This window comes from Arthrobacter gengyunqii, from assembly GCF_023022985.1.
In the GTDB taxonomy this organism is placed as follows: domain Bacteria; phylum Actinomycetota; class Actinomycetes; order Actinomycetales; family Micrococcaceae; genus Arthrobacter_B; species Arthrobacter_B gengyunqii.
In genome coordinates, this window is sequence record NZ_CP095461.1 from 2089815 (window position 1) to 2108970 (window position 19156).

At 63.8% G+C, this 19156-nt stretch carries 20 protein-coding genes; 13 read left to right on the forward strand and 7 right to left on the reverse strand.

The window, feature by feature from the left end; genetic code table 11:
• Window positions 1-318: 318 nt before the first annotated feature.
• Window positions 319-1800 carry an MFS transporter gene (locus MUG94_RS09490; protein ID WP_227889932.1) on the reverse strand — a complete coding sequence of 494 codons (1482 nt, stop codon included), beginning with the start codon at window positions 1798-1800 and terminating at the stop codon, window positions 319-321.
• Window positions 1801-1857: 57 nt separating this feature from the next.
• Between MUG94_RS09490 and MUG94_RS09495 the strand changes: the two genes are divergently transcribed.
• The 4 genes from MUG94_RS09495 to MUG94_RS09510 all read left to right on the forward strand — a co-directional run bounded on the left by MUG94_RS09495 (window position 1858) and on the right by MUG94_RS09510 (window position 4795).
• Entirely contained in the window at window positions 1858-2442 is a 585-nt protein-coding gene (locus tag MUG94_RS09495; protein WP_227907678.1) for a TetR/AcrR family transcriptional regulator, read from the forward strand.
• Between the two features lie 144 nt (window positions 2443-2586).
• A complete protein-coding gene (locus tag MUG94_RS09500; protein WP_227907677.1) occupies window positions 2587-3417 on the forward strand; it encodes an SDR family NAD(P)-dependent oxidoreductase in 831 nt (276 codons plus the stop codon).
• A 156-nt stretch (window positions 3418-3573) separates the two neighbouring features.
• Window positions 3574-3921, forward strand: coding sequence for a UBP-type zinc finger domain-containing protein (locus MUG94_RS09505; protein ID WP_227889935.1), 348 nt, complete (start codon window positions 3574-3576; stop codon window positions 3919-3921).
• 85 nt (window positions 3922-4006) lie between these two features.
• On the forward strand, window positions 4007-4795 hold the full coding sequence (locus tag MUG94_RS09510; protein WP_227889936.1) for an SDR family oxidoreductase: 789 nt from the start codon (window positions 4007-4009) through the stop codon (window positions 4793-4795).
• Between the two features lie 8 nt (window positions 4796-4803).
• Here the strand turns inward: MUG94_RS09510 and MUG94_RS09515 are convergent, their stop codons facing one another.
• Window positions 4804-5901, reverse strand: coding sequence for a lysylphosphatidylglycerol synthase transmembrane domain-containing protein (locus MUG94_RS09515; RefSeq protein WP_227889937.1), 1098 nt, complete (start codon window positions 5899-5901; stop codon window positions 4804-4806).
• 172 nt (window positions 5902-6073) lie between these two features.
• Between MUG94_RS09515 and MUG94_RS09520 the strand changes: the two genes are divergently transcribed.
• The 5 genes from MUG94_RS09520 to MUG94_RS09540 all read left to right on the forward strand — a co-directional run bounded on the left by MUG94_RS09520 (window position 6074) and on the right by MUG94_RS09540 (window position 9418).
• A complete protein-coding gene (locus tag MUG94_RS09520) occupies window positions 6074-7219 on the forward strand; it encodes an ABC transporter permease (protein ID WP_227907676.1) in 1146 nt (381 codons plus the stop codon).
• The gene (locus tag MUG94_RS09525; RefSeq protein WP_227889939.1) at window positions 7216-7914 is read left to right on the forward strand and encodes an ABC transporter ATP-binding protein; all 699 of its coding nucleotides are present in this window, start codon (window positions 7216-7218) and stop codon (window positions 7912-7914) included. The genes MUG94_RS09520 and MUG94_RS09525 overlap by 4 nt, the downstream gene beginning before the upstream one ends.
• A gap of 65 nt (window positions 7915-7979) precedes the next feature.
• On the forward strand, window positions 7980-8585 hold the full coding sequence (locus MUG94_RS09530) for a TetR/AcrR family transcriptional regulator (RefSeq protein ID WP_227907675.1): 606 nt from the start codon (window positions 7980-7982) through the stop codon (window positions 8583-8585).
• The gene (locus MUG94_RS09535) at window positions 8582-9019 is read left to right on the forward strand and encodes a DUF3054 domain-containing protein (RefSeq protein WP_227907674.1); all 438 of its coding nucleotides are present in this window, start codon (window positions 8582-8584) and stop codon (window positions 9017-9019) included. The genes MUG94_RS09530 and MUG94_RS09535 overlap by 4 nt, the downstream gene beginning before the upstream one ends.
• Window positions 9020-9136: 117 nt before the next feature.
• On the forward strand, window positions 9137-9418 hold the full coding sequence (locus MUG94_RS09540) for an Lrp/AsnC family transcriptional regulator (RefSeq protein WP_227889942.1): 282 nt from the start codon (window positions 9137-9139) through the stop codon (window positions 9416-9418).
• A 199-nt stretch (window positions 9419-9617) separates the two neighbouring features.
• Here MUG94_RS09540 and trpD read toward each other — a convergent pair whose 3' ends face one another.
• Window positions 9618-10664, reverse strand: coding sequence for an anthranilate phosphoribosyltransferase (trpD, locus tag MUG94_RS09545; protein WP_227907673.1), 1047 nt, complete (start codon window positions 10662-10664; stop codon window positions 9618-9620).
• Between the two features lie 159 nt (window positions 10665-10823).
• On the opposite strand from trpD, the gene ctaE reads away from it, so the two are divergent.
• The 4 genes from ctaE (at window position 10824) to qcrB (ending at window position 15143) form a co-directional block, all read left to right on the forward strand.
• Window positions 10824-11462, forward strand: coding sequence for an aa3-type cytochrome oxidase subunit III (gene ctaE, locus MUG94_RS09550; protein ID WP_227889944.1), 639 nt, complete (start codon window positions 10824-10826; stop codon window positions 11460-11462).
• Between the two features lie 81 nt (window positions 11463-11543).
• A complete protein-coding gene (gene qcrC / locus MUG94_RS09555) occupies window positions 11544-12335 on the forward strand; it encodes a cytochrome bc1 complex diheme cytochrome c subunit (RefSeq protein ID WP_227907672.1) in 792 nt (263 codons plus the stop codon).
• Window positions 12336-12422: 87 nt separating this feature from the next.
• Entirely contained in the window at window positions 12423-13454 is a 1032-nt protein-coding gene (qcrA, locus tag MUG94_RS09560; protein ID WP_227889946.1) for a cytochrome bc1 complex Rieske iron-sulfur subunit, read from the forward strand.
• Between the two features lie 3 nt (window positions 13455-13457).
• Window positions 13458-15143 carry a cytochrome bc1 complex cytochrome b subunit gene (gene qcrB, locus MUG94_RS09565; RefSeq protein ID WP_227907671.1) on the forward strand — a complete coding sequence of 562 codons (1686 nt, stop codon included), beginning with the start codon at window positions 13458-13460 and terminating at the stop codon, window positions 15141-15143.
• Window positions 15144-15351: 208 nt separating this feature from the next.
• Here the strand turns inward: qcrB and MUG94_RS09570 are convergent, their stop codons facing one another.
• The 4 genes from MUG94_RS09570 to ctaD all read right to left on the reverse strand — a co-directional run bounded on the left by MUG94_RS09570 (window position 15352) and on the right by ctaD (window position 19151).
• On the reverse strand, window positions 15352-15912 hold the full coding sequence (locus MUG94_RS09570) for a hypothetical protein (RefSeq protein WP_227907670.1): 561 nt from the start codon (window positions 15910-15912) through the stop codon (window positions 15352-15354).
• A gap of 104 nt (window positions 15913-16016) precedes the next feature.
• Complete coding sequence (locus MUG94_RS09575) at window positions 16017-16781, reverse strand: GntR family transcriptional regulator (protein WP_227890295.1); 765 nt, start codon at window positions 16779-16781, stop codon at window positions 16017-16019.
• A 250-nt stretch (window positions 16782-17031) separates the two neighbouring features.
• A complete protein-coding gene (locus tag MUG94_RS09580; protein WP_227907669.1) occupies window positions 17032-17433 on the reverse strand; it encodes a cytochrome c oxidase subunit 4 in 402 nt (133 codons plus the stop codon).
• Entirely contained in the window at window positions 17430-19151 is a 1722-nt protein-coding gene (gene ctaD, locus MUG94_RS09585; protein WP_227889950.1) for an aa3-type cytochrome oxidase subunit I, read from the reverse strand. The genes MUG94_RS09580 and ctaD overlap by 4 nt, the downstream gene beginning before the upstream one ends.
• Window positions 19152-19156 lie beyond the last annotated feature (5 nt).

Genomic DNA, 19156 nt, shown 5'->3' on the forward strand with positions numbered 1-19156 from the left:
AATACCCGACTTTTCGCACCCCACTACCTGTCTAAGAGCGGATTTACCTGCGGACCACCTGTGTCAGGATGCAGAGGTGTCAGCGGGAGGCAGATCTGTTCGCTCCGCTGGACGGACGCCGGACGAAGCATTGATGGCCATCCCCGAGGTCTTCCACCTCGATTAGGCGCGCAACTGCCGGCATGGAGACATGGTGATTAGCCAACAAAAAACGCGGACCGGCCCCTGTGTTATCAGGAGCCGGTCCGCGTTCCGGGCAATGCCGTACTGCTTCTAGGTTGTTGTGGCCCTAGGTCGTTGTGGAAGCATCGAAACCTGTCAGCCCGCGTGCGCCATGGCAGGAACCTTCAGCAGGTCTTCCTTGGCAGGACGGATCATGAAGAAGCCAATCGGCGCGGCCAGGAGAATCGCAGCACCGGCCCACATGAACGCGGCCGAGTATCCGCTGACCAGGGCGCCGGCTTGGACGCCGGGAAGAACCTCGTTGCTGCTGAGGTATGAGGTCATTGCCGCAGTGTAGATCGCAGTGAACAGAGCCGTTCCGATGGACCCGCCAATCTGCTGCGTGGCGGAAACAGCGGCACTGGCGACACCGGCGTCGTGCTCGTCGATGCCGGCCAGCGCAACGTTCTGCAGCGGAACAAAAATCATGGCCAGGCCGAAGCCCAGAAGAATCAGGCCGGGCAGGACCTCCAGCGCGTAGTTTCCTTCCACAGTGATGAAGGACAGCCAGAAGAGGCCGACGGCGCCCACCACCGGTCCCAACGTCATCGGCAGGCGGACACCCGTACGGGGAAGGAACTTCGAGAGCACTCCTGCACCGGCGGTGATGGCGAGCGTCATCGGCAGCGAGGCCAGGCCGGACTTCAGCGGCGAGTAGCCCAGGACAATCTGGAAGTAGAAGACCAGGAACAGGATTCCGCCCAACAGGGCGGCGCCGGTCAGGGCAGAGATCAGGAAAGCGCCGCCGCGGACCCGGTTAGCCAGCACGCGCAGCGGCAGCAGCGGGTTGGACACCTTGGATTCCACGAACACGAAAGCAGCCAGGATGACGACGCCGGCCACCAGGAACCCGATGGTCTCAACGCGGACCCAGCCCTCTTCCGCCTGGGCGAAGCCGTAAACCAGCGACGCGAGTCCGGCAACCACCAGGACGGCGCCGGGCAGGTCGTAGCGGGTGTTGCCGTGGGCCTTGCTCTCCCGGATCAGGGGCAGGCCGGCGGCAATGGCGACGACGGCGATCGGCACGTTCACCAGCAGGCACCAGTGCCACGATGCGTACTGCGTCAGCACGCCGCCCAGCAGCAGGCCGATGGCCGCACCGCCGCCGCCGATGGCGCCGTATACCGCAAAGGCTTTAATGCGGTCCTTGCCCGAGGGGAAGGTGATGGTCAAAATAGCCAGCGACGCCGGCGCGAGAAGCGCAGCGAAGGCACCCTGCAGGCCACGGGCGGCAAGGAGCATTTCGGTGCTGGAAGCAAAACCGCCCAGCGCAGAAGCAGCGGCAAAGCCGAGCATGCCCACCATGAAGGTGCGCTTGCGTCCCCAGTAGTCGGCGATCCTGCCGCCCAGCAGCAGCAGGGACCCGAAAGCCAGGGCATAAATGGTGACCACCCAGGTGCGGTCACCGTCAGACATGCCGAGATCCAGCTGGGCGTCCGGCAGGGCAATGTTGACGATGGTTCCGTCCAGGACGACCATCAGCTGGGCCAAAGCCAGGACGGACAGGAGAAGCCAGCGGTGCGGATGCGCCGAGTGGTCGACGGCCGGAGACAATCCGGCGGGGGTGGTGCGGTCCATGTAACGAAGATCCTCAATCAAAACGAACTGGTTGGTTGGCTTAGATAGACTACAGGCATGAGAAGCGACGGCGAGGCAACACGGGCCAGAATCATGGCGGCAGCGCGCACTGAATTTGCCCGGCACGGACTGGCCGGCGCACGGGTGGACCGGATTGCGTCCGAGGCCAAAGCCAGCAAGGAGCGGCTGTATGCCTATTTCCGTGACAAGCGCTCCCTCTTCGCCGCCGTCCTGAGGGACAACCTGCAGGAAACCACGGCTCAGATTCCCAAGGACGCGTCGGACCTGCCGGGATTCGTCGGCGCGATGTTCGACCACGCCGTCGAAAAACCCGAGCACCTGCGCATGCTGGACTGGGCGCGGCTGGAAGAGGAACCCAATGTGCTCCTGCCCACACCGTGCGGCCGGCCGGGTCCCCTCAACGAAGACATCGTCATTGCCCAAAAACAGGGCGTCATTGATCCGTCATGGGACCCTGACGAGCTGATGGTCCTGCTCTTCTCCCTGGCCACCGCCTGGGCGCAGTCCCCCGAAACCCTCTTCACCGGGAAACCTGATGACACCAGGGAATCCCGTCAGCAGCGCAGAGACGCGGCCGTTGCCGCGGCCTGCCGCATCCTGGAGCCGCGACCGCAGGCGTAACAGCAACGCTCCGGGCCAGCGCCTCCGCCATCCTCTCCCCAGGCATCACTGCAATACAGCGTCTTGGTTCGTTGGCGGATGGTGCGGGCATTGCCATACTGGGAGGGTCTTCGCACGATTCCTCCCTCTGCCGAAAGGCCACCTGTGCCAGAGCGAACCATCGTCATTACCGGGGCAAGCGACGGCATCGGTGCCGCTGCAGCCCGCACCCTGCACAGCTTGGGTGACCGCGTCGTCGTCGTCGGGCGGTCGCCGGAGAAGACATCGGCGGTCGCGAAGGAAATCGGCGCGGACTATCTGCTCGCGGATTTTGCCCGGCTAGATGACGTCAGGACCCTCGCGGGAAGACTGCTGGAGCGCTATCCGCGCATTGATGTCCTGGTCAACAACGCCGGAGGCATCATGGGCCGGCGCGAAGAAACGGTGGACGGACACGAAAAGACGCTGCAGGTCAATCATCTGGCCCCGTTCCTGCTGACCAATCTGCTGATGGAACGGCTGCTGGACTCCGGTGCGAGCGTCATCAACACGTCGAGCGTGGCCAACAGCCTCTTCGCCCACTTCGATATTGACGATCTGGAGGCCCGCCGCAAGTACAGCCCCAACCGCGCCTACGGAAACGCCAAGCTGGCCAACATCCTGTTCACCCGGGAACTGGATGCCCGCTACCGGGCCCAAGGCATTTCCACGGCCGCCTTCCACCCCGGCGGGGTGGCAACCTCCTTCGCCTCGGAATCAACGTCCATGATGCGCGTGATGTACCGGACGGTCCTGAACCGATTCCTCATCTCTCCCGAGCAGGGCGCCCAGACACTGGTGTGGCTGGCCACTGCGGCTCCGGGACAGGACTGGCAGCCGGGCAAGTACTACTACAAGTGCAAGATCTCCACCGCCAACAAAGACGCTTACGACGCCGCCCTGTCTGCGCGGCTCTGGGAAGAAAGCTCCCGGATGGTGGGGCTGGCCGCCGGCTGAGACGTCGTGGCGGCAACGGGCCACCAGTGCCCGCAGGTCGGACAGAGAACCGGACACGGCCCCGGCGGCCTGCGCGTGGACCGGCACCTTGAGCTAGCTCCCTGCGCCCGGCTACCGTTGCACGTCAGGGGTGGCTCCGCCCAGGAGTGACGACATATGCAGAATCTTTCCGGCATCAACGTTTCCGAACCTCCCACTGGTCCCGGCTGCGTGGAGTGCACAGCGGAGGGTGGCTGGTGGTTCCACCTGCGCCGGTGTGCCGAATGCGGCCACATCGGCTGCTGCGACAGTTCACCCAACCAGCACGCCACCGCGCACGAAGCGGCAACCGGACACCCGGTCATCCGCAGTTATGAACCAGGTGAAGACTGGTTCTGGGACTACCGGACCAGCTCCGTCTTTGAGGGTCCGGCCCTGGCGCCCCCGCTGAGCCATCCGCTGAACCAGAGCGTTCCGGGGCCGGCCGGAAGGGTTCCGCGCAACTGGCAGAGCAAACTGCATTAGGGGCCTCACCGGCTCCTCAGTGTTGGGCCGGTTGCCCGCATCACATCCGTCCAATTGCTCCACGTCGCTCGCGTAATCTGGAGTCATGGCACGTACATACATAGTTACTGGATCAGGATCGGGAATCGGCGCCGCTACAGCCGAACTGCTGCGCGAGCGCGGCAACACCGTTGTGGGAGTGGACCTCCGCGGCGCTGAGGTCGAAGCGGACCTGAGCACCCCCGAAGGCCGCCGCACGGCTGTCGACAAGGCATTGGAGCTCGCCGGCGGAAAGGTGGACGCCGTCATTGCCTGCGCCGGCATCTCCGCCCCGGCACCCATCACGGTTGCGGTCAACTACTTCGGAGTTACTGAATTCCTGGAACTCCTGGCTCCCACGCTGGCGAAGAGCGAGGCACCGCGGGCCGCAGTGGTCAGCTCCATGGCGTCACTGCAGCAGAACTCCCCCGAGCTCGTGGACGCACTGCTGGCCGGCGATGAGGCACGCGCCCTGGAAATCGGTGCAGCCCTTGCCGAGCAGGGTCCGCAGGTCGGCTACCTGAACTACCCCTCCTCCAAGCGTGCGCTCAGCCGCTGGGTCCGACGCGAGAGCATCACGGACACCTGGGCCGGCGCAGGCATTCCGCTGAACGCCGTGGCTCCCGGCACCGTGATCTCGGCCATGACCAAGGACCTGCTGTCCACCCCCGAGGGACGCAAGATGGTGGACGCCTCAGTGCCGATGCCGCTGAACGGGCACTCCGAAGCGATCGTCATTGCACGGCTTCTCGCCTGGCTGACCAGCGAAGAGAACACGCACACCACCGGCCAGACCATCTACACCGACGGCGGCGCTGATGCGACGCTGCGCGGGGATGACATCTGGGGCGCATAACAACCCCCTCAGTCCCCGGGCTGTGAATGCCCTGCAGCCGTTAAAGCGGCCCCGGAACCTTCGTTCCGGGGCCGTTTCCGTGTGCGGCGCAGGATGCCCAGCCGGAGCGACAGGTACGCCAGACCGCCGGCGGGGATCGGCAGCCAGAACTGCACGAGGCGCCAGGACAGCACCCCGAGAAGTGCGGCATGATCCGGCGCCCCGAATGCCACGAGCATGGGCACCAGCACGCCCTCCACCAGCCCCAGACCACCCGGAGTGAGCGGCACCAACGCCACCAGGTTGGCGAGCGAATAGGCCAGCAGCAGTTCTGCAGGATGAAGCACGTGCCCGAAAGCGGCCAGGAAAAGCCAAAGACACGCAGCATCCAGGACATAGCGGAGGGCGGCAAGAACAACCGCTGCCGCCAGCCTGCGCGGATCCCGGCGAAGCATCTGCACTTCGCCGGCGATCGTCCTGACAAACTGCTCCGCAGAGGCGGGAGAAACGATCCTTACGGCTCGGGCCACGGCACGCACGGCATGGACAGCCCCGGCCAGGTGCCGGTCCAGCACCGTAAGCACAGCGATGGACAATGCCAGGAGCACCAGCACCACGGCACCGGCGATGGTGAGGTAACGGCCTCCGGCAGAGGCACCGTGAACGGTCAAGAGTCCCAGACCGAAGAGTCCTGCCAGCACCAAGTTGGCTCCCACCACCTGTACGGTCGCAGCACTCAGAGCATCCTCGGACTGGACTCCGCAGCGCGTGAGCAGCCGAAAACGTGCGGCCGCGGACGTCGTCCCGCCGCCGGGGACGGTGTGGTTGACGGCCAGGTCAGCCAGGTCGATGCGGAACAGGGTGAAGAATCCCGGGCGCCTGTCCCCGGGCAGCACCTCGCGGGTCAGCCAGCTGTAAGCGGCAAGCGAGGCCGCCTCCAGGAGCAAGGCACACAGGACAAGACTCAACGGCAGCCGCAGAACCGCTGAAACAACGTTGCCGGATCCCACGAGCTGCGGGAGGACGACGTACTCGATGACCAGCACCACGGCCAGTACGGCGACGGTCCACCTCAACAGCCTTGAATGCTCAACCCGGTGCCAGGCGGCGCGCAGGTGCAGGGTCATGCCTCAAGAACAACAGTTCGGCCTCCCCGGGGCCAGAGCGGACCCTGCCGGGCGGCCGGACATCGCACAACCGGCCGCGCCGGTTTGCATCGGCGCCAATCTTTCTGACAGCATGTTGGCATGATGCCGACATGATGTTGGCATCTACACCCACAACCCACGGAGATTCCCAATGTTTCTAGCGCTGCGTGAATTGCGCTTCGCCCGGGCACGGTTTGGCTTGATGGGCGGCGTCATCGCCCTGATCGCCATCCTGATGGTCCTTTTGTCCGGTTTGTCCTCCGGTCTCGTCAATGACGGCGTGTCCGGACTCAAGAGCATGCCTGCCACTGCCTTTGCCTTCAATGAAGGCACCAAGACCGACAACGCTTTTTCCCGCAGCGTGGTCGATGAGTCCCAGGCCGAAGCCTGGCGTGGCCAGCCGGGAGTGGAGGACGTCACTCTCATGGGTGCCACCATGATGAACGGCGCCACCGACGACGGCACCCAAGTGGATCTTTCCCTCTTCGGCATTGATACCGATTCCTTCCTCGCCCCCGAGATTGGCGATGGCCGGCCCGTATCAGCCCCGAACGAGATTGTTGTCTCCCCCACCGGAGCTGACGAGGGCCTGGAGCTGGGCTCGGTCGTCACCCTGGACCGGATCGGCACGGAGCTGACCGTAGTCGGCTACACGGCCGACCAGGCCACGTTCGGGCACGTGACCATCGGCTACCTTCCTTTGAGCACCTGGCAGTATATTGCCAGCGGCGACGCAGGTCCCGGAGCACCCACAGAGGGCGACACGGCCGGAACCTCGTTCGACACGGCCAGCACCGTGGCGCTCCTCGCCGAGGACGGCGCCGACATTGACTTCGCTGCAGGCGACGAAGCTGCCGGAACCGTCACGTCCACACTGAAGGAATCCTTCGGCGCCTCACCTGGCTACAGTGCCGAAACCCTGACGCTGCAGATGATCCAGGTTTTCCTCTACGCCATCTGTGCACTTGTTGTCGGAGCTTTCTTCACCGTGTGGACCGTCCAGCGCAAGCACGAACTGGCTGTCCTGCGCGCCATCGGCGCCTCCACCTCCTACCTGCTGCGCGACGGCCTGGCCCAGGCTGCCATCGTCCTGGTCGGCTTCACCGCTGCCGGCGTCCTGGCGGGCCTCGGCTTGGGCGCGGCCCTGGCCGGAACGCCCATGCCGTTCGCCCTCGAAGCCGGACCGATCGGCCTCGCCACGGCGCTGACGATCCTGCTGGGACTGATCGGCGCCGCCGCCGCCATCATTCGAATTTCCCGGGTTGACCCCCTGGCTGCCCTGGGAGGACAGCGATGAATACGAAAACTGAAACCAGAACAGACACAACGCTGGGGCTCGTGATTGAAGGAGCCAGCCTGGCACTGGGCGACGGCGATGCCACCGTCCAGGCACTGGACAACGTCAGCCTTACGGTTCGCCCGGGCGAACTCGTTGCCGTCGTCGGACCTTCCGGCGCCGGTAAATCGAGTCTGCTCGCAGCAGCCGGCGCGCTCACCGCTCCGGACTCCGGAACCATAACGATCAACGGAACAGACCTAGCAACGTTGAACAATGCTGCCCGGGCCCGTTTCCGGCTGCGCAACATCGGCTTCGTTTTTCAGTCCGGAAACCTGATCCCGGCACTGACCGCCGGTGAGCAGCTGGAGCTGGTGCACCGCATGGCCCACGGGAAAACCAACTTTGATCCGCGGGAGCTGCTCGCTGCAGTGGGCATGGATCACAAACTCAAGAGCCGTCCGGATCAGCTCTCCGGCGGTGAGCGCCAGCGGGTGGGCATTGCCCGCGCCTTGGTAACCCGGCCGCCGCTGCTGCTGGTGGACGAACCCACCGCCGCGCTGGACCGGCGCCGCAGCCAGGAAGTTGTCGCGCTGCTGGCCCGGGAAACCGCAGAGCGCGGCGTTGCTACAGTTATGGTGACGCACGATCACGACGTTCTGCACCACTGCCACCGCGTGGTGGAAATGGTTGACGGGCAACTTATCAACCCGTAGGCCGCTTATCCCCGGCTTGCAGACGTCATGAAAACTGACACACAGAGCAAGTAACAGGAGGGCACGTGCCCCGCATTACCGCCCCTACGGTCGCAGAGCACCGCGCGGCCCAGCAACGGGCACTTCTGGATGCGGCACGCACCCTGCTGGCCCGGACGGGAGAGGCTCCCAGCATGGCCGATGTGGCCGCGCTGGCGGGCCTCGCCCGGCCCAGCGCTTATCAGTATTACAAGTCCCGGCAGGACCTGCTGCATGCGCTGGTGCTGGACGTCTTCCCCCGCTGGGCCCGCCGGGTGGAAGAGGCCATGGCTGCGCAGCCTGATCCGGCCGACCGCATTCTGGCTTATGTAATAACCAACATTGCCCTCGTGGCAGAGGGCGAACATGCCGTGGGCAGTGCCTTGGCGGCTGTGGCCCCCAGCGAGGAACTCAACACCCAGAGCTCGATGATGCACTCGCAGCTGCTGGATCCGCTGGTCGGAACGCTACGCGAGCTGGGTGCCGAGGATCCGGCCGCCACCGCGGAACTGATCAACGCCATCGTCCACTCGGCCACGAAGCTCCTCGAGTCCGGCACACCGCAGGAGGCCGTGAACGCGCGCGTCACCGAACTCCTTGGTCCCTACGTACGGGAGCACCGCCGCGGCGCTTCCGGAAAGCAGCATCCGTGAACCACCCCCGCACCACGCCTGACGCAGCTTCGGCCGGCACGTCGGCCGCCGTATCCCCCTCCGCGTCTCCCGCCCGCCGCAGCCGCGCCGTGATCCTGGCCCTCGACGTCGTGCTCATCATCCTCTTTGCCGCACTGGGCCGGGACACGCATCAGCACGGATTGGACCCGGCCGGCATCCTCGTCACCGCCTCGCCGTTCCTGGCAGCCTGCCTGGCCGGCTGGGTACTCTTGGGCCGCCGGCATTCCCCTGCGTCGCTGTGGCCGGCCGGTGTTGCCCTGTGGCTCATCACCGTGGTTGCCGGACTGGGAATCCGCGCGCTGTTCGGCGGCGGCATGGCCCTGAGCTTCGCGATAGTCACGCTGTGCGTCCTCGGCGCCTTCCTGCTCATACCGCGCGGCGCAGCCCTCCTCCTGGACCGCAGAAGGCGCTGACCCTCCATCCGCTGCCTGAGGCAGCACGCGCCGGCGGTTCCGATAGGCTCGAAGCAGTGCGGCCGCCTGCAGCGAAGCATCGGCCTCAAACCCCGCCGGCATTACGAAAGGCTCATCATGATCACCGCTTTTGTCCTCATCCAGACCGACTCCGCCCGCATTCCGGAATGTGCCGAGGAGATCTCGGAGATCGAAGGCATCAGTGAGGTCTACTCCGTCACGGGTGAATGGGACCTCATCGCCATTGCGCGCGTACGCCGCCACGAGGATCTTGCCGACGCGATCGCCAACCGGCTGTCCAAGGTCAAGGGCGTCATCGGCACCACCACGCAAATCGCTTTCCGCGCTTACTCCCAGCACGATTTGGACGCCGCTTTTTCCCTTGGCTTCGACAGCTGACACGCCGGAATTTGGAGCCAAATATCACAGTCCGGCGCCAGCAGAAATAACAGTCTTATAACACTTTGAGGCCCTTTTTCACCTCCTGCGGAGGCGAAAAAGGGCCTCATTTGGGTCTGTGAACACCGAATTTGTGGTCAAAAACCGGCGGAAAAGGCGGGATGGGCCGGCCCGAATTTTCTGCAGTGAGGGAGTCGGACTACCGGGTGACAGCAATCCAGCGGTCCAGCGCCGCCTGGGCCGAACCGGAGTCTATGGCCTCTTCCGCACGCCTGATTCCGGCCGTGAGCCGTTCCCTCAGGTCACCCTGAGCCTGCGGGTCCAGCGCCACCAGCGCCGCACCGGCATTGAGGACGACGGCGTCCCGTACGGGCCCCTTATCACCGGCCAGCACACTGCGCACCACCGCGGCATTGGCGGCAGCGTCTCCGCCCCGCAGATCGTCCAGGGTGGCCCGGGGGATCCCGAGGTCCAGGGGATCCACCGTTGACACCTCCACGGCCCCGTTGCGGACCTCCCAGACCGTGGAGACGCCCGTCGTCGTCATCTCATCCAGTCCGTCCTCACCGCGGAAGACAAGGGCGCGTACGCCGCGGGCTGCAAGAACCCCGGCCATCAGGGGCGCCAGCCGGGCATCGGCCACCCCAATCGCCGACGCGGCGGGGCGGGACGGGTTGGTCAGCGGCCCCATGAAATTGAAGGCAGTCGCCACACCCATTTCACGCCTCGGCACCGCCGCATGCCGCATGGACGGGTGGAACACCTGGGCGAAACAGAACGTGATGCCGGCGGTCGCCGCAGCCTCCGCCACCCGGTCCACTGTGAGGTCCAGGCGCACGCCCAGAGCTTCGATGACGTCCGCGGACCCGGATGACGACGACGCCGCCCGGTTGCCGTGCTTGACCACCTTGGCTCCGGCCCCGGCGCAGACAAGAGCGGCCATGGACGAAATGTTCACTGTGTTGTGCCGGTCACCGCCGGTGCCCACAATGTCCAGGGTCTCCCCCGTAATTTCGATGGGCCGTGCGTTCTCCAGCATGGCCTCCACCAGTCCGGTCAGCTCCTGGACCGTCTCGCCCTTGGCCCGCAGGGCCACCAGAAAGCCGGCCATCTGGGCATCCGAGGCCTCCCCCGCCATGATCGAATTCATCGCCCATCGGGTCTGGTCAGCGCGCAGATCCTGCCGCAGAATCAGGGCGTTGATGAGCGTCGGCCAGGTGTGTTCAGAGCTCGGATTCGTAGTCACATCCCCTAGGTTATCTACGATTCGTAGAAAATGCGGATTTGTTTCTGGAGAGCCACTTCCGCGCCGTTACTGGGATCCGCGGGGTTTCGGCACTATTTTGACGCGCCGATCGTGAATATCTGTTGGAGAAGTGGAGAGTTTTACGTCCATAATGTCTATGTGACAACAGCGACCCATGCCCCCAGTACCCCGGCTCACCCCACGCTGAACCGCCCCAATATGGTCTCCGTCGGAACCGTAGTGTGGCTGGCCAGCGAACTGATGTTTTTCGCCGCTCTCTTCGCCATGTATTTCACTCTTCGCTCCACCTCGAGCGACCTGTGGGCCATGGAGACCGAGAAGCTCAACGTTCCGTTTGCGTTGGCGAACACGGTGATCCTTGTTCTTAGTTCCGTTACCTGCCAGTTCGGCGTCTTTGCCGCCGAACGCCTTCAGCCGCGCCGCACAGGGGGACTCTTCCAAGTTTCCCGCTGGGGCATGGTCGAGTGGTTCCTCCTCACCTTCCTCATGGGTGCAATCTTCGTATCCGTCCAGGCTTACGAATACGCGATGCTCGTGACCGAGGGAGTATCGATCTCCTCGAACTCCTACGGTTCCTCGTTCTACCTGACGACCGGTTTCCACGGCCTTCACGTGCTCGGCGGACTCATCGCGTTCCTGTTCATCATTGGACGAGCCTACGCAGCGAAGCGTTTCGGACACTTCGAAGCCACCTCCGCGATCGTGACCTCGTACTACTGGCACTTCGTGGACGTAGTCTGGATTGCCCTGTTCGTCATCATCTACTTCCTCAAGTAACACCTGTTTGAGCCGGCAAATACCAAAGAAATCCACAGTGGCACCAGCACACCAAAGACCACACAAGTTAGGAACCACCAAGTGAAGGCACTATCGCAAAGGCGACGTCATCCCCTAGCAGCAGTTGCGCTGCTGCTGCTGGGGCTCCTCGTTACGGGTGGGCTCTACGCAGCTGTCAGCGGGGCCAACGAGGCCCAGGCTGCCAGCACCGCCTACACGGCTGATGACAAAGACCAGGGCGAGAAGCTCTTCATCGCCAACTGCGCCACCTGCCACGGCATGGATGCATCGGGATCCGCGAACGGTCCCTCGCTCATCGGCGTCGGCGCCGCATCCGTAGACTTCCAGGTCGGCACCGGCCGCATGCCCATGGCCATGCAGGGCCCGCAGGCCCAGCAGAAGCCCGTCCAGTTCACTGAAGAACAGACCAGCCAGCTGGCCGCCTACGTGGCAAGCCTCGGTGCCGGTCCTGTCGTACCGGACGCTGAAACCGTCGACGCGGCGGGCGGCAACGCAGCCGAGGGCGGCGAGCTCTTCCGGGTCAACTGCGCCATGTGCCACAACGCAGCAGGCGCCGGCGGTGCCCTGACGCAGGGTAAGTTTGCTCCCTCCCTGGAGGGCGTCTCCGAGAAGCACATCTACGAGGCCATGGTCACGGGCCCGCAGAACATGCCCGTCTTCAACGACGCCAACGTCTCCCCTGAGGACAAGCAGAGCATCATTGCCTTCCTGAAGAACATCGAAGCCAACGGCTCTCCGGGCGGTGCCCAGCTCGGGTCCCTGGGCCCGGTTTCCGAAGGCCTGTTCATCTGGACGGCCGGCCTCGGCCTCGTCATTGCTTTCACCATTTGGTTGACCTCCCGGTCTTCCTAGACATCACCCGCGCTCACCCTCCCGGGGTGACATCACAGTTACACATAGGTCTATAAATGCAGTTTCAAGAGAAGGATGAGGGGGATCATGGGCGACCATAGTCACGGCAGTCCGAACACCTCGGGCACCGTCGCTACGGCTGGCCAGGACGACGAAGAGAAGTTCCGGAATCCCGGTCTTCCTCCGCACCGTCCTCGCCTGGCCGATACGAATCCCCAGGCTGAGAAGCGCGCCGAGAAGCAGGTGGCGGCATTGTTCGTCATTTCCATCATCGGTACGCTCGTGTTTTTCATCGGGTACTTCGGCATCAAGCTTGAAGGCGGCCACACCATTGCCGACATCCGGGTGCAGAACCTGCTCCTGGGGCTTGGCACCGCCTTCGCGATGCTGGGCATCGGCGTCGGTATTGTGCACTGGGCCAAGACGCTCATGCCGGACCACGAAATCACCGAGGAACGGCATGAAATCCGTCCCGAGGAAGACCGCGTCATCGCTGAGAAGATGCTGGGCGACATCATCGAGGAGACGGGCATCAAGCGCCGTCCCCTGATCCGGAACACGCTCCTTGGAGCCATGGTCCTCGCACCGCTTCCGGCCATCGCCGTCTTCCGCGACCTCGGTCCGCTGCCCGGTGACGTCCTGCGCCATACCATGTGGGCCGACGGCGTACACCTGACCCGCGACCCCAGCGGCACCCGCATCAAGGCATCGGACGTGACGCTGGGTTCAGCGTTCCACGTCATCCCCGAGGGCCTGAATGAGTCCGAGCACAAGCTGGAGGAAAAGGCCAAGGCCGTTGTCCTGCTCATGCGCCTGGACCCGGAATCGCTCAACCCCTCCCCCGGACGCGAAGACTGGAACGTAGACGGCATTGTCGCCTACTCCAAGATCTGCACCCACGTTGGTTGCCCGGTGGCGCTGTACGAACAGCACACCCACCACCTCCTGTGCCCCTGCCACCAGTCCACCTTTGACCTCACGCAGGAATGCAAGGTCATCTTCGGGCCGGCCGTTCACCCGCTTCCGCAGCTGCCCATCGCAGTCGACGAAGACGGTTACCTGATCGCCACCAGCGATTTCCATGAACCCGTTGGACCGAGCTACTGGGAGCGTGGCTAAACCATGAGTGTTCCCTCCGCTACCCCCTATGAGGCCAAGACCCGTCTTGGCCGCGTCACCAACTTCGTTGACTCCCGAGTCAGCGGTTCCGCGATGGTCAAGGAGTTCGGCCGCAAGGTCTTCCCCGACCACTGGACGTTCATGTTCGGTGAAGTTGCGCTGTACTGCTTCGTCATCCTGCTGCTTTCGGGCACCTTCCTGACGTTCTTCTTCGACCCGTCCATGGCCGAAACGCACTACCACGGCAGCTATGTGCCGCTTCAGGGCGTCGAGATGTCCGTGGCGTACGAGTCTTCGCTGAACATCTCGTTCGATATCCGCGGCGGTCTGTTCATGCGCCAGGTGCACCACTGGTCGGCGCTGCTCTTCGTAGCCGCCGTCTCCGTGCACATGCTGCGCGTGTTCTTCACCGGTGCTTTCCGCAAGCCCCGCGAGCTCAACTGGGTGGTGGGCGGCGTTCTGCTGATCCTCTCCCTCGCTGCAGGCTTCACCGGCTACTCCCTCCCCGATGACCTGCTGTCCGGCAACGGCCTGCGCATCATCGACGGCGTTATCAAGTCGGTGCCGGTGGTTGGCACGTACATCAGCTTCTTCCTCTTCGGAGGCGAGTTCCCGGGCACCGACATCATCGGCCGCCTGTACATGCTGCACATCCTGCTGGTTCCCGCCCTGATCCTGCTGATGATCGCCATCCACCTGTTCATGGTTGTCATCCACAAGCACACCCAGTTCCGCGGCCCCGGCCGCACGAACATGAACGTGGTGGGCTACCCGGTTGGTCCGGTTTACGCTGCAAAGGCCGGTGGATTCTTCTTCATCGTCTTCGGCATCATCGCCATCATCGCGGGCCTGTTCACGATCAACCCGATCTGGAACTACGGCCCCTATGACCCCTCCCCCGTTTCCGCCGGTACCCAGCCTGACTGGTACATCGGCTGGGTTGACGGCGCCCTGCGCCTGATGCCGGGCTGGATTGGGAACATCCCGATGGAGTGGAACATTCCGTTCCCGTGGGGCACCAACACGCTCTCCTTCAACGTTCTGTTCCCGGCGTTGGTACCGGCAGGCATCGTGTTCACGCTGCTGTTCACCTGGCCGTGGATCGAAGCTTGGCTGACCAAGGACAAGCGCGTCCACAACCTGCTGGACCGCCCGCGGAACGCTCCGTTCCGCACCGGCGTCGGCGTTGCCGGCATCATCTTCTACTGCACCATGTGGGCTGCTGCCAGCTCCGACCTCATCGCCACGCACTTCCATGTGTCGCTGAACGACGTGACCTACTGGCTGCGCTTCCTGGTGATCTTCGGACCGCTGATCGGCTTCGCCGTCGCCCGCCGCATTGCCCTGGCACTGCAGCGCAAGGACCGCGAGATCGTGCTCCACGGCGTGGAAAGCGGACGCATTGTCCGTCTCCCGCACGGTGAGTACATCGAGGTCCACCAGCCGGTGGACGAGTTCAAGCGCTACAAGCTCGTTGACTTCGATTCGCCCGAAGCCATTCCGGCCCAGCCGGATGCCCGCGGCAAGATCTCCGGCAAGGAGAAGCTGCGCGGCCGCCTGTCGCGGTTCTTCTTCGAAGACAGGGTTGCTCCGGTGACGCCTCGCGAGCTCGAGGATGCGCACCATCACGAAACGCCCGCTGAAGTGGAAGCGGCTGAGGAAGACCAGGCTTCGATCACGAACCGGTAGTTCTCAGCGCTGATACTCAGCACTGCTCATCAGTACGGCTAAAGGAGCCGGCCAGCGAAAGCTGGCCGGCTCCTTTTCTGTTGCAACAGCCGCAGGCGGCCACGCCTGGGCATTTTGAGAGAAGCTCCCCGCTTCTGCCCCTAATAACGCATAAGGGGAGCCTCCCGGCAGATGCGGGAGGCTCCCCTTGCAAGGATGGCGGTTGGTGCTAGTCCAAAGTGAACGGGCTCTTTGCCGGAAGGGGATGCCTGCGCTTCCAGCTGCTTGTATCGGCAACGGGGGCCGACCCGATGCTCAGCTTGGTGAAGTCCAGGTTGGCGTCCCGAAGCACCACCAGCATGCCCTTGACCGCCCTGGGCACGTCCGGAACCAAGGTGAAGATGTTCAGCTTCCCCGGAGCGAACTCGCTCTCCTCCACGGATCCCAGCCCCCGCCAGGAAAAGTAGGAGGCCAGTGCGGTGCGGGCCTTGTACTCGAGGTAGCGATCGCGTTCGGTGCCTTCGGCGGATTTCAGCGCGTATTGCGCGACAACCCAGAACTGTTCCTCGGCCGCAATCTCGGCGTAGCCAAGTTCCGCTGATTTTGCGGCGAAGGCTGCAAACCTCTTCTCCGCGGCGGCTTCGTCCACTCCCGCAGAGGCACTGCTGGTTCCCATGTTGCCGACCTTGCCCTGGGTGAGCATGAATTCCTGGGAGTCGACGTCATACATCGCTTCCCGAAAGTGCAGGACTCCCCTGCTGTCGCGCCGGTACATCACGGTGATGCTCATGTAGGTAGCCTTTCTGGCTGGTGTTGGTCATTGCGGTGCCGCACGGGCACCGGGATGTGCGGTATCTCCGCCTCAGGGCCGCTCCCCCGTCTCAGGCAGGGCGCTTAGGAGCCGGGATGCCGTCCGGGGTGATAGGAACGCGGAGTGCGCATTCCAGGCCGTTGTAGGGGCACCCAGAGCTTGTAGCGGTCCGCGCGGTAGTAGGAGACGGAATAATCCACCATGCTTCGGGAGACGTAGGCGTGCCGCTGAATCTTCAGCAGCGGAGCGCCAAGCTCGACATTGAGCAAACGGGCGGTGGAAGCCGAAGCTGCGGTGGCCTCGATTGTGTCCTCTCCCCATTCCATCACCATGCCGTAGCGTTCGCTCAGTACGCGGTACAGCGAGGTGGGCGGCTCCTCGTCCAGCATCCCCGGAACATGGACAGCAGGGATGAAGTTCTCATCAACGCTCATGGGCTCGCCGTCGGCAAGCATCTGCCGGCGGAACCGGACAACCGGCTGACCGGGGTCGATCTGCAGTTCACGCGCCACCAGGTGCGATGCCCCCACCTGCTCGAAGCTGAGGACACGCGCGTCGGGGACCATTCCGCGGCGGGCCATTTCCTCGCTGTAGGAGGTGAGCTTGACCTGAAGGTCGAGTTTGGGCCGGGCCACGAAGGTACCCAACCCCACCACCCGTTCGAGGACCTCGTCGGCAACCAGTGCGTCAATGGCCTGGCGCACCGTCATCCGGGCCACGCCGAAATGCGCGGCAAGTTCCCGTTCCGAGGGAATCGCCGCACCGGCCGCCGCGTGCTCTTCAACAAAGCGCCGCAGGATGTTCTGCAACTGAAGGTGCTTCGCTACTGCGGCGCCCTCGTCAATCATGTCCGGCAGGCCGCGCAGGGCATGGTTTGTCATATCCGCCCGGTCCCGGAGCACGTTCTGCTGCGCATGCGGTTCCTTCCTCTGGCGCTGTTGCTCATCCAAGGATAGCCGCAGACCAGCCTCGTCCACGGCCGGTGCACTCTCCGCCGCACGCACAACTGACGGACGCACAACAAAGGGTCCGCAGTTGCCTGCGGACCCTTTGGTGTGTGTTGCTTATGCTGTTGTGTTTCTGGCTTGGTCCCGGACCCTAGTGGGCGTGGGCGCCGCGGCTGTACTCGTACACCCAGCCGACCAGCGCGACGAGCGCCAGGCCTGCACTGATGAAGAGGATCCACCAGCCAACGGCCATGCCCAGGAACCCGCCGGCGGCGGAAAGGCCGAGCAGCAGCGGCCACCAGCTCCACGGGCTGAAGAAGCCCTGCTCGCCGGAACCCTCATGGATTTCAGCGTCGAGGCGGTCTTCCGGCCGGGGGCCGACGCGCTTGCCGGTGAAGCCGATGTAGAAGGCGATCATGGCGGACATGGCGGCCGTCAGGAACAGGGCCAGGTAGCCCACGGGTTCCATCCACTCAACCATGTAGCCGTAGACAACGCCGACCACGAGGAAGAACGGTGCCATATAGGCGAAGAGCTTTGTCTCTACCTTCACTTGGCCTTCTCCTTACGATCAGCAGCGCCCAGAACCTTGCCGGCGGCCGAATCATCGGTCACGGTCTGCTGCAGTTCGGGGTGGTGCAGGTCCAGTGCCGGACGCTCCGAACGGATGCGCGGCAGCGACGTGAAGTTGTGCCGCGGCGGCGGGCAGGACGTGGCCCACTCGAGTGATCCGCCGAAGCCCCAGGGGTCATCAACTTCAACCTTCTTACCGTGGCGCCAGGTGATGTACACGTTCCAGAAGAACGGAATCATGGACGCGCCCAGCAGGAAGGAGCCGTAGGTGGAGAACTGGTTCATCAGCGTGAAGTTGTCCTCCGGCAGGTAGTCGGCGTAACGGCGCGGCATGCCGATGACACCCAGCCAGTGCTGGATCAGGAACGTGGCGTGGAAGCCGACGAACAGCATCCAGAAGTGGATCTTGCCCAGACGCTCGTTGAGCATCTTTCCGGTCCACTTCGGCCACCAGAAGTAGAAGCCGGCGAACATGGCGAATACAACGGTTCCGAATATCACGTAGTGGAAGTGGGCAACCACGAAGTACGTGTCAGAGACGTGGAAGTCCAGCGGCGGCGAGGACAGGATGATGCCGGTCAGGCCACCGAACAGGAAGGTGATGAGGAAGCCGATGCTCCACAGCATGGGCGTCTCAAAGGTAATGGACCCCCGCCACATCGTGCCGATCCAGTTGAAGAACTTCACGCCCGTAGGCACCGCAATCAACATGGTCATGAAGGCGAAGAACGGAAGCATGACGGCGCCGGTGACATACATGTGGTGGGCCCACACGGTCACGGACAGGGCTGCAATGGCAATCGTTGCGTAGACCAGGCCCTTGTAGCCGAAGATCGGCTTGCGGCTGAAGACCGGGAAGATCTCCGAGACGATGCCGAAGAACGGCAGGGCGATGATGTACACCTCGGGGTGGCCGAAGAACCAGAACAGGTGCTGCCACAGGATGGCACCGCCGCGCTCGGGGTCAAAGATATGTGCTCCGAACCGCCGGTCCGCACCCAGTGCGAACAGTGCAGCCGCCAGCGGCGGGAATGCCATGAGGACCAGGATGGCCGTAACCAGCGTGTTCCAGGTGAAGATCGGCATGCGCCACATGGTCATGCCCGGGGCACGCATGCAGATGATGGTGGTGATGAAGTTGACCGCACCCAGGATGGTTCCGAAACCTGACAGGGCCAGGCCGAACACCCATAGATCCCCGCCGACCCCCGGAGAGAACGTGGTGTTGGACAGCGGCGCATAGGCGAACCAGCCGAAGGAGGCGGCGCCCTGCGGGGTGATGAAGCCGGCAACGGCAATGGTGCTGCCGAAGAGGAAGAACCAGAACGCCAGGGCGTTCAGGCGGGGGAAAGCGACGTCGGGAGCACCGATTTGCAGCGGCATCATGACGTTGGCAAAGCCGGAGAACAGCGGGGTGGCGAACATCAGCAGCATGACAGTGCCATGCATGGTGAACAGCTGGTTGTACTGTTCCTTGGTCTGCACAATCTGCATGCCGGGTTCAAACAGCTCGGCACGGATGACCAGGGCCATCACACCTGCGAGACAGAAGAAAATGAATGATGCGATCAGGTACATGTACCCGATGGTCTTGTGGTCAGTGGAAGTGATCCAGCTGACAATAATGCGCCCCTTGGAGACGGGGACGACGCGCGGTGCAACCTGAGTTTCTTCCGAAGTGTATTCGAGAGTAGTCACAGCTT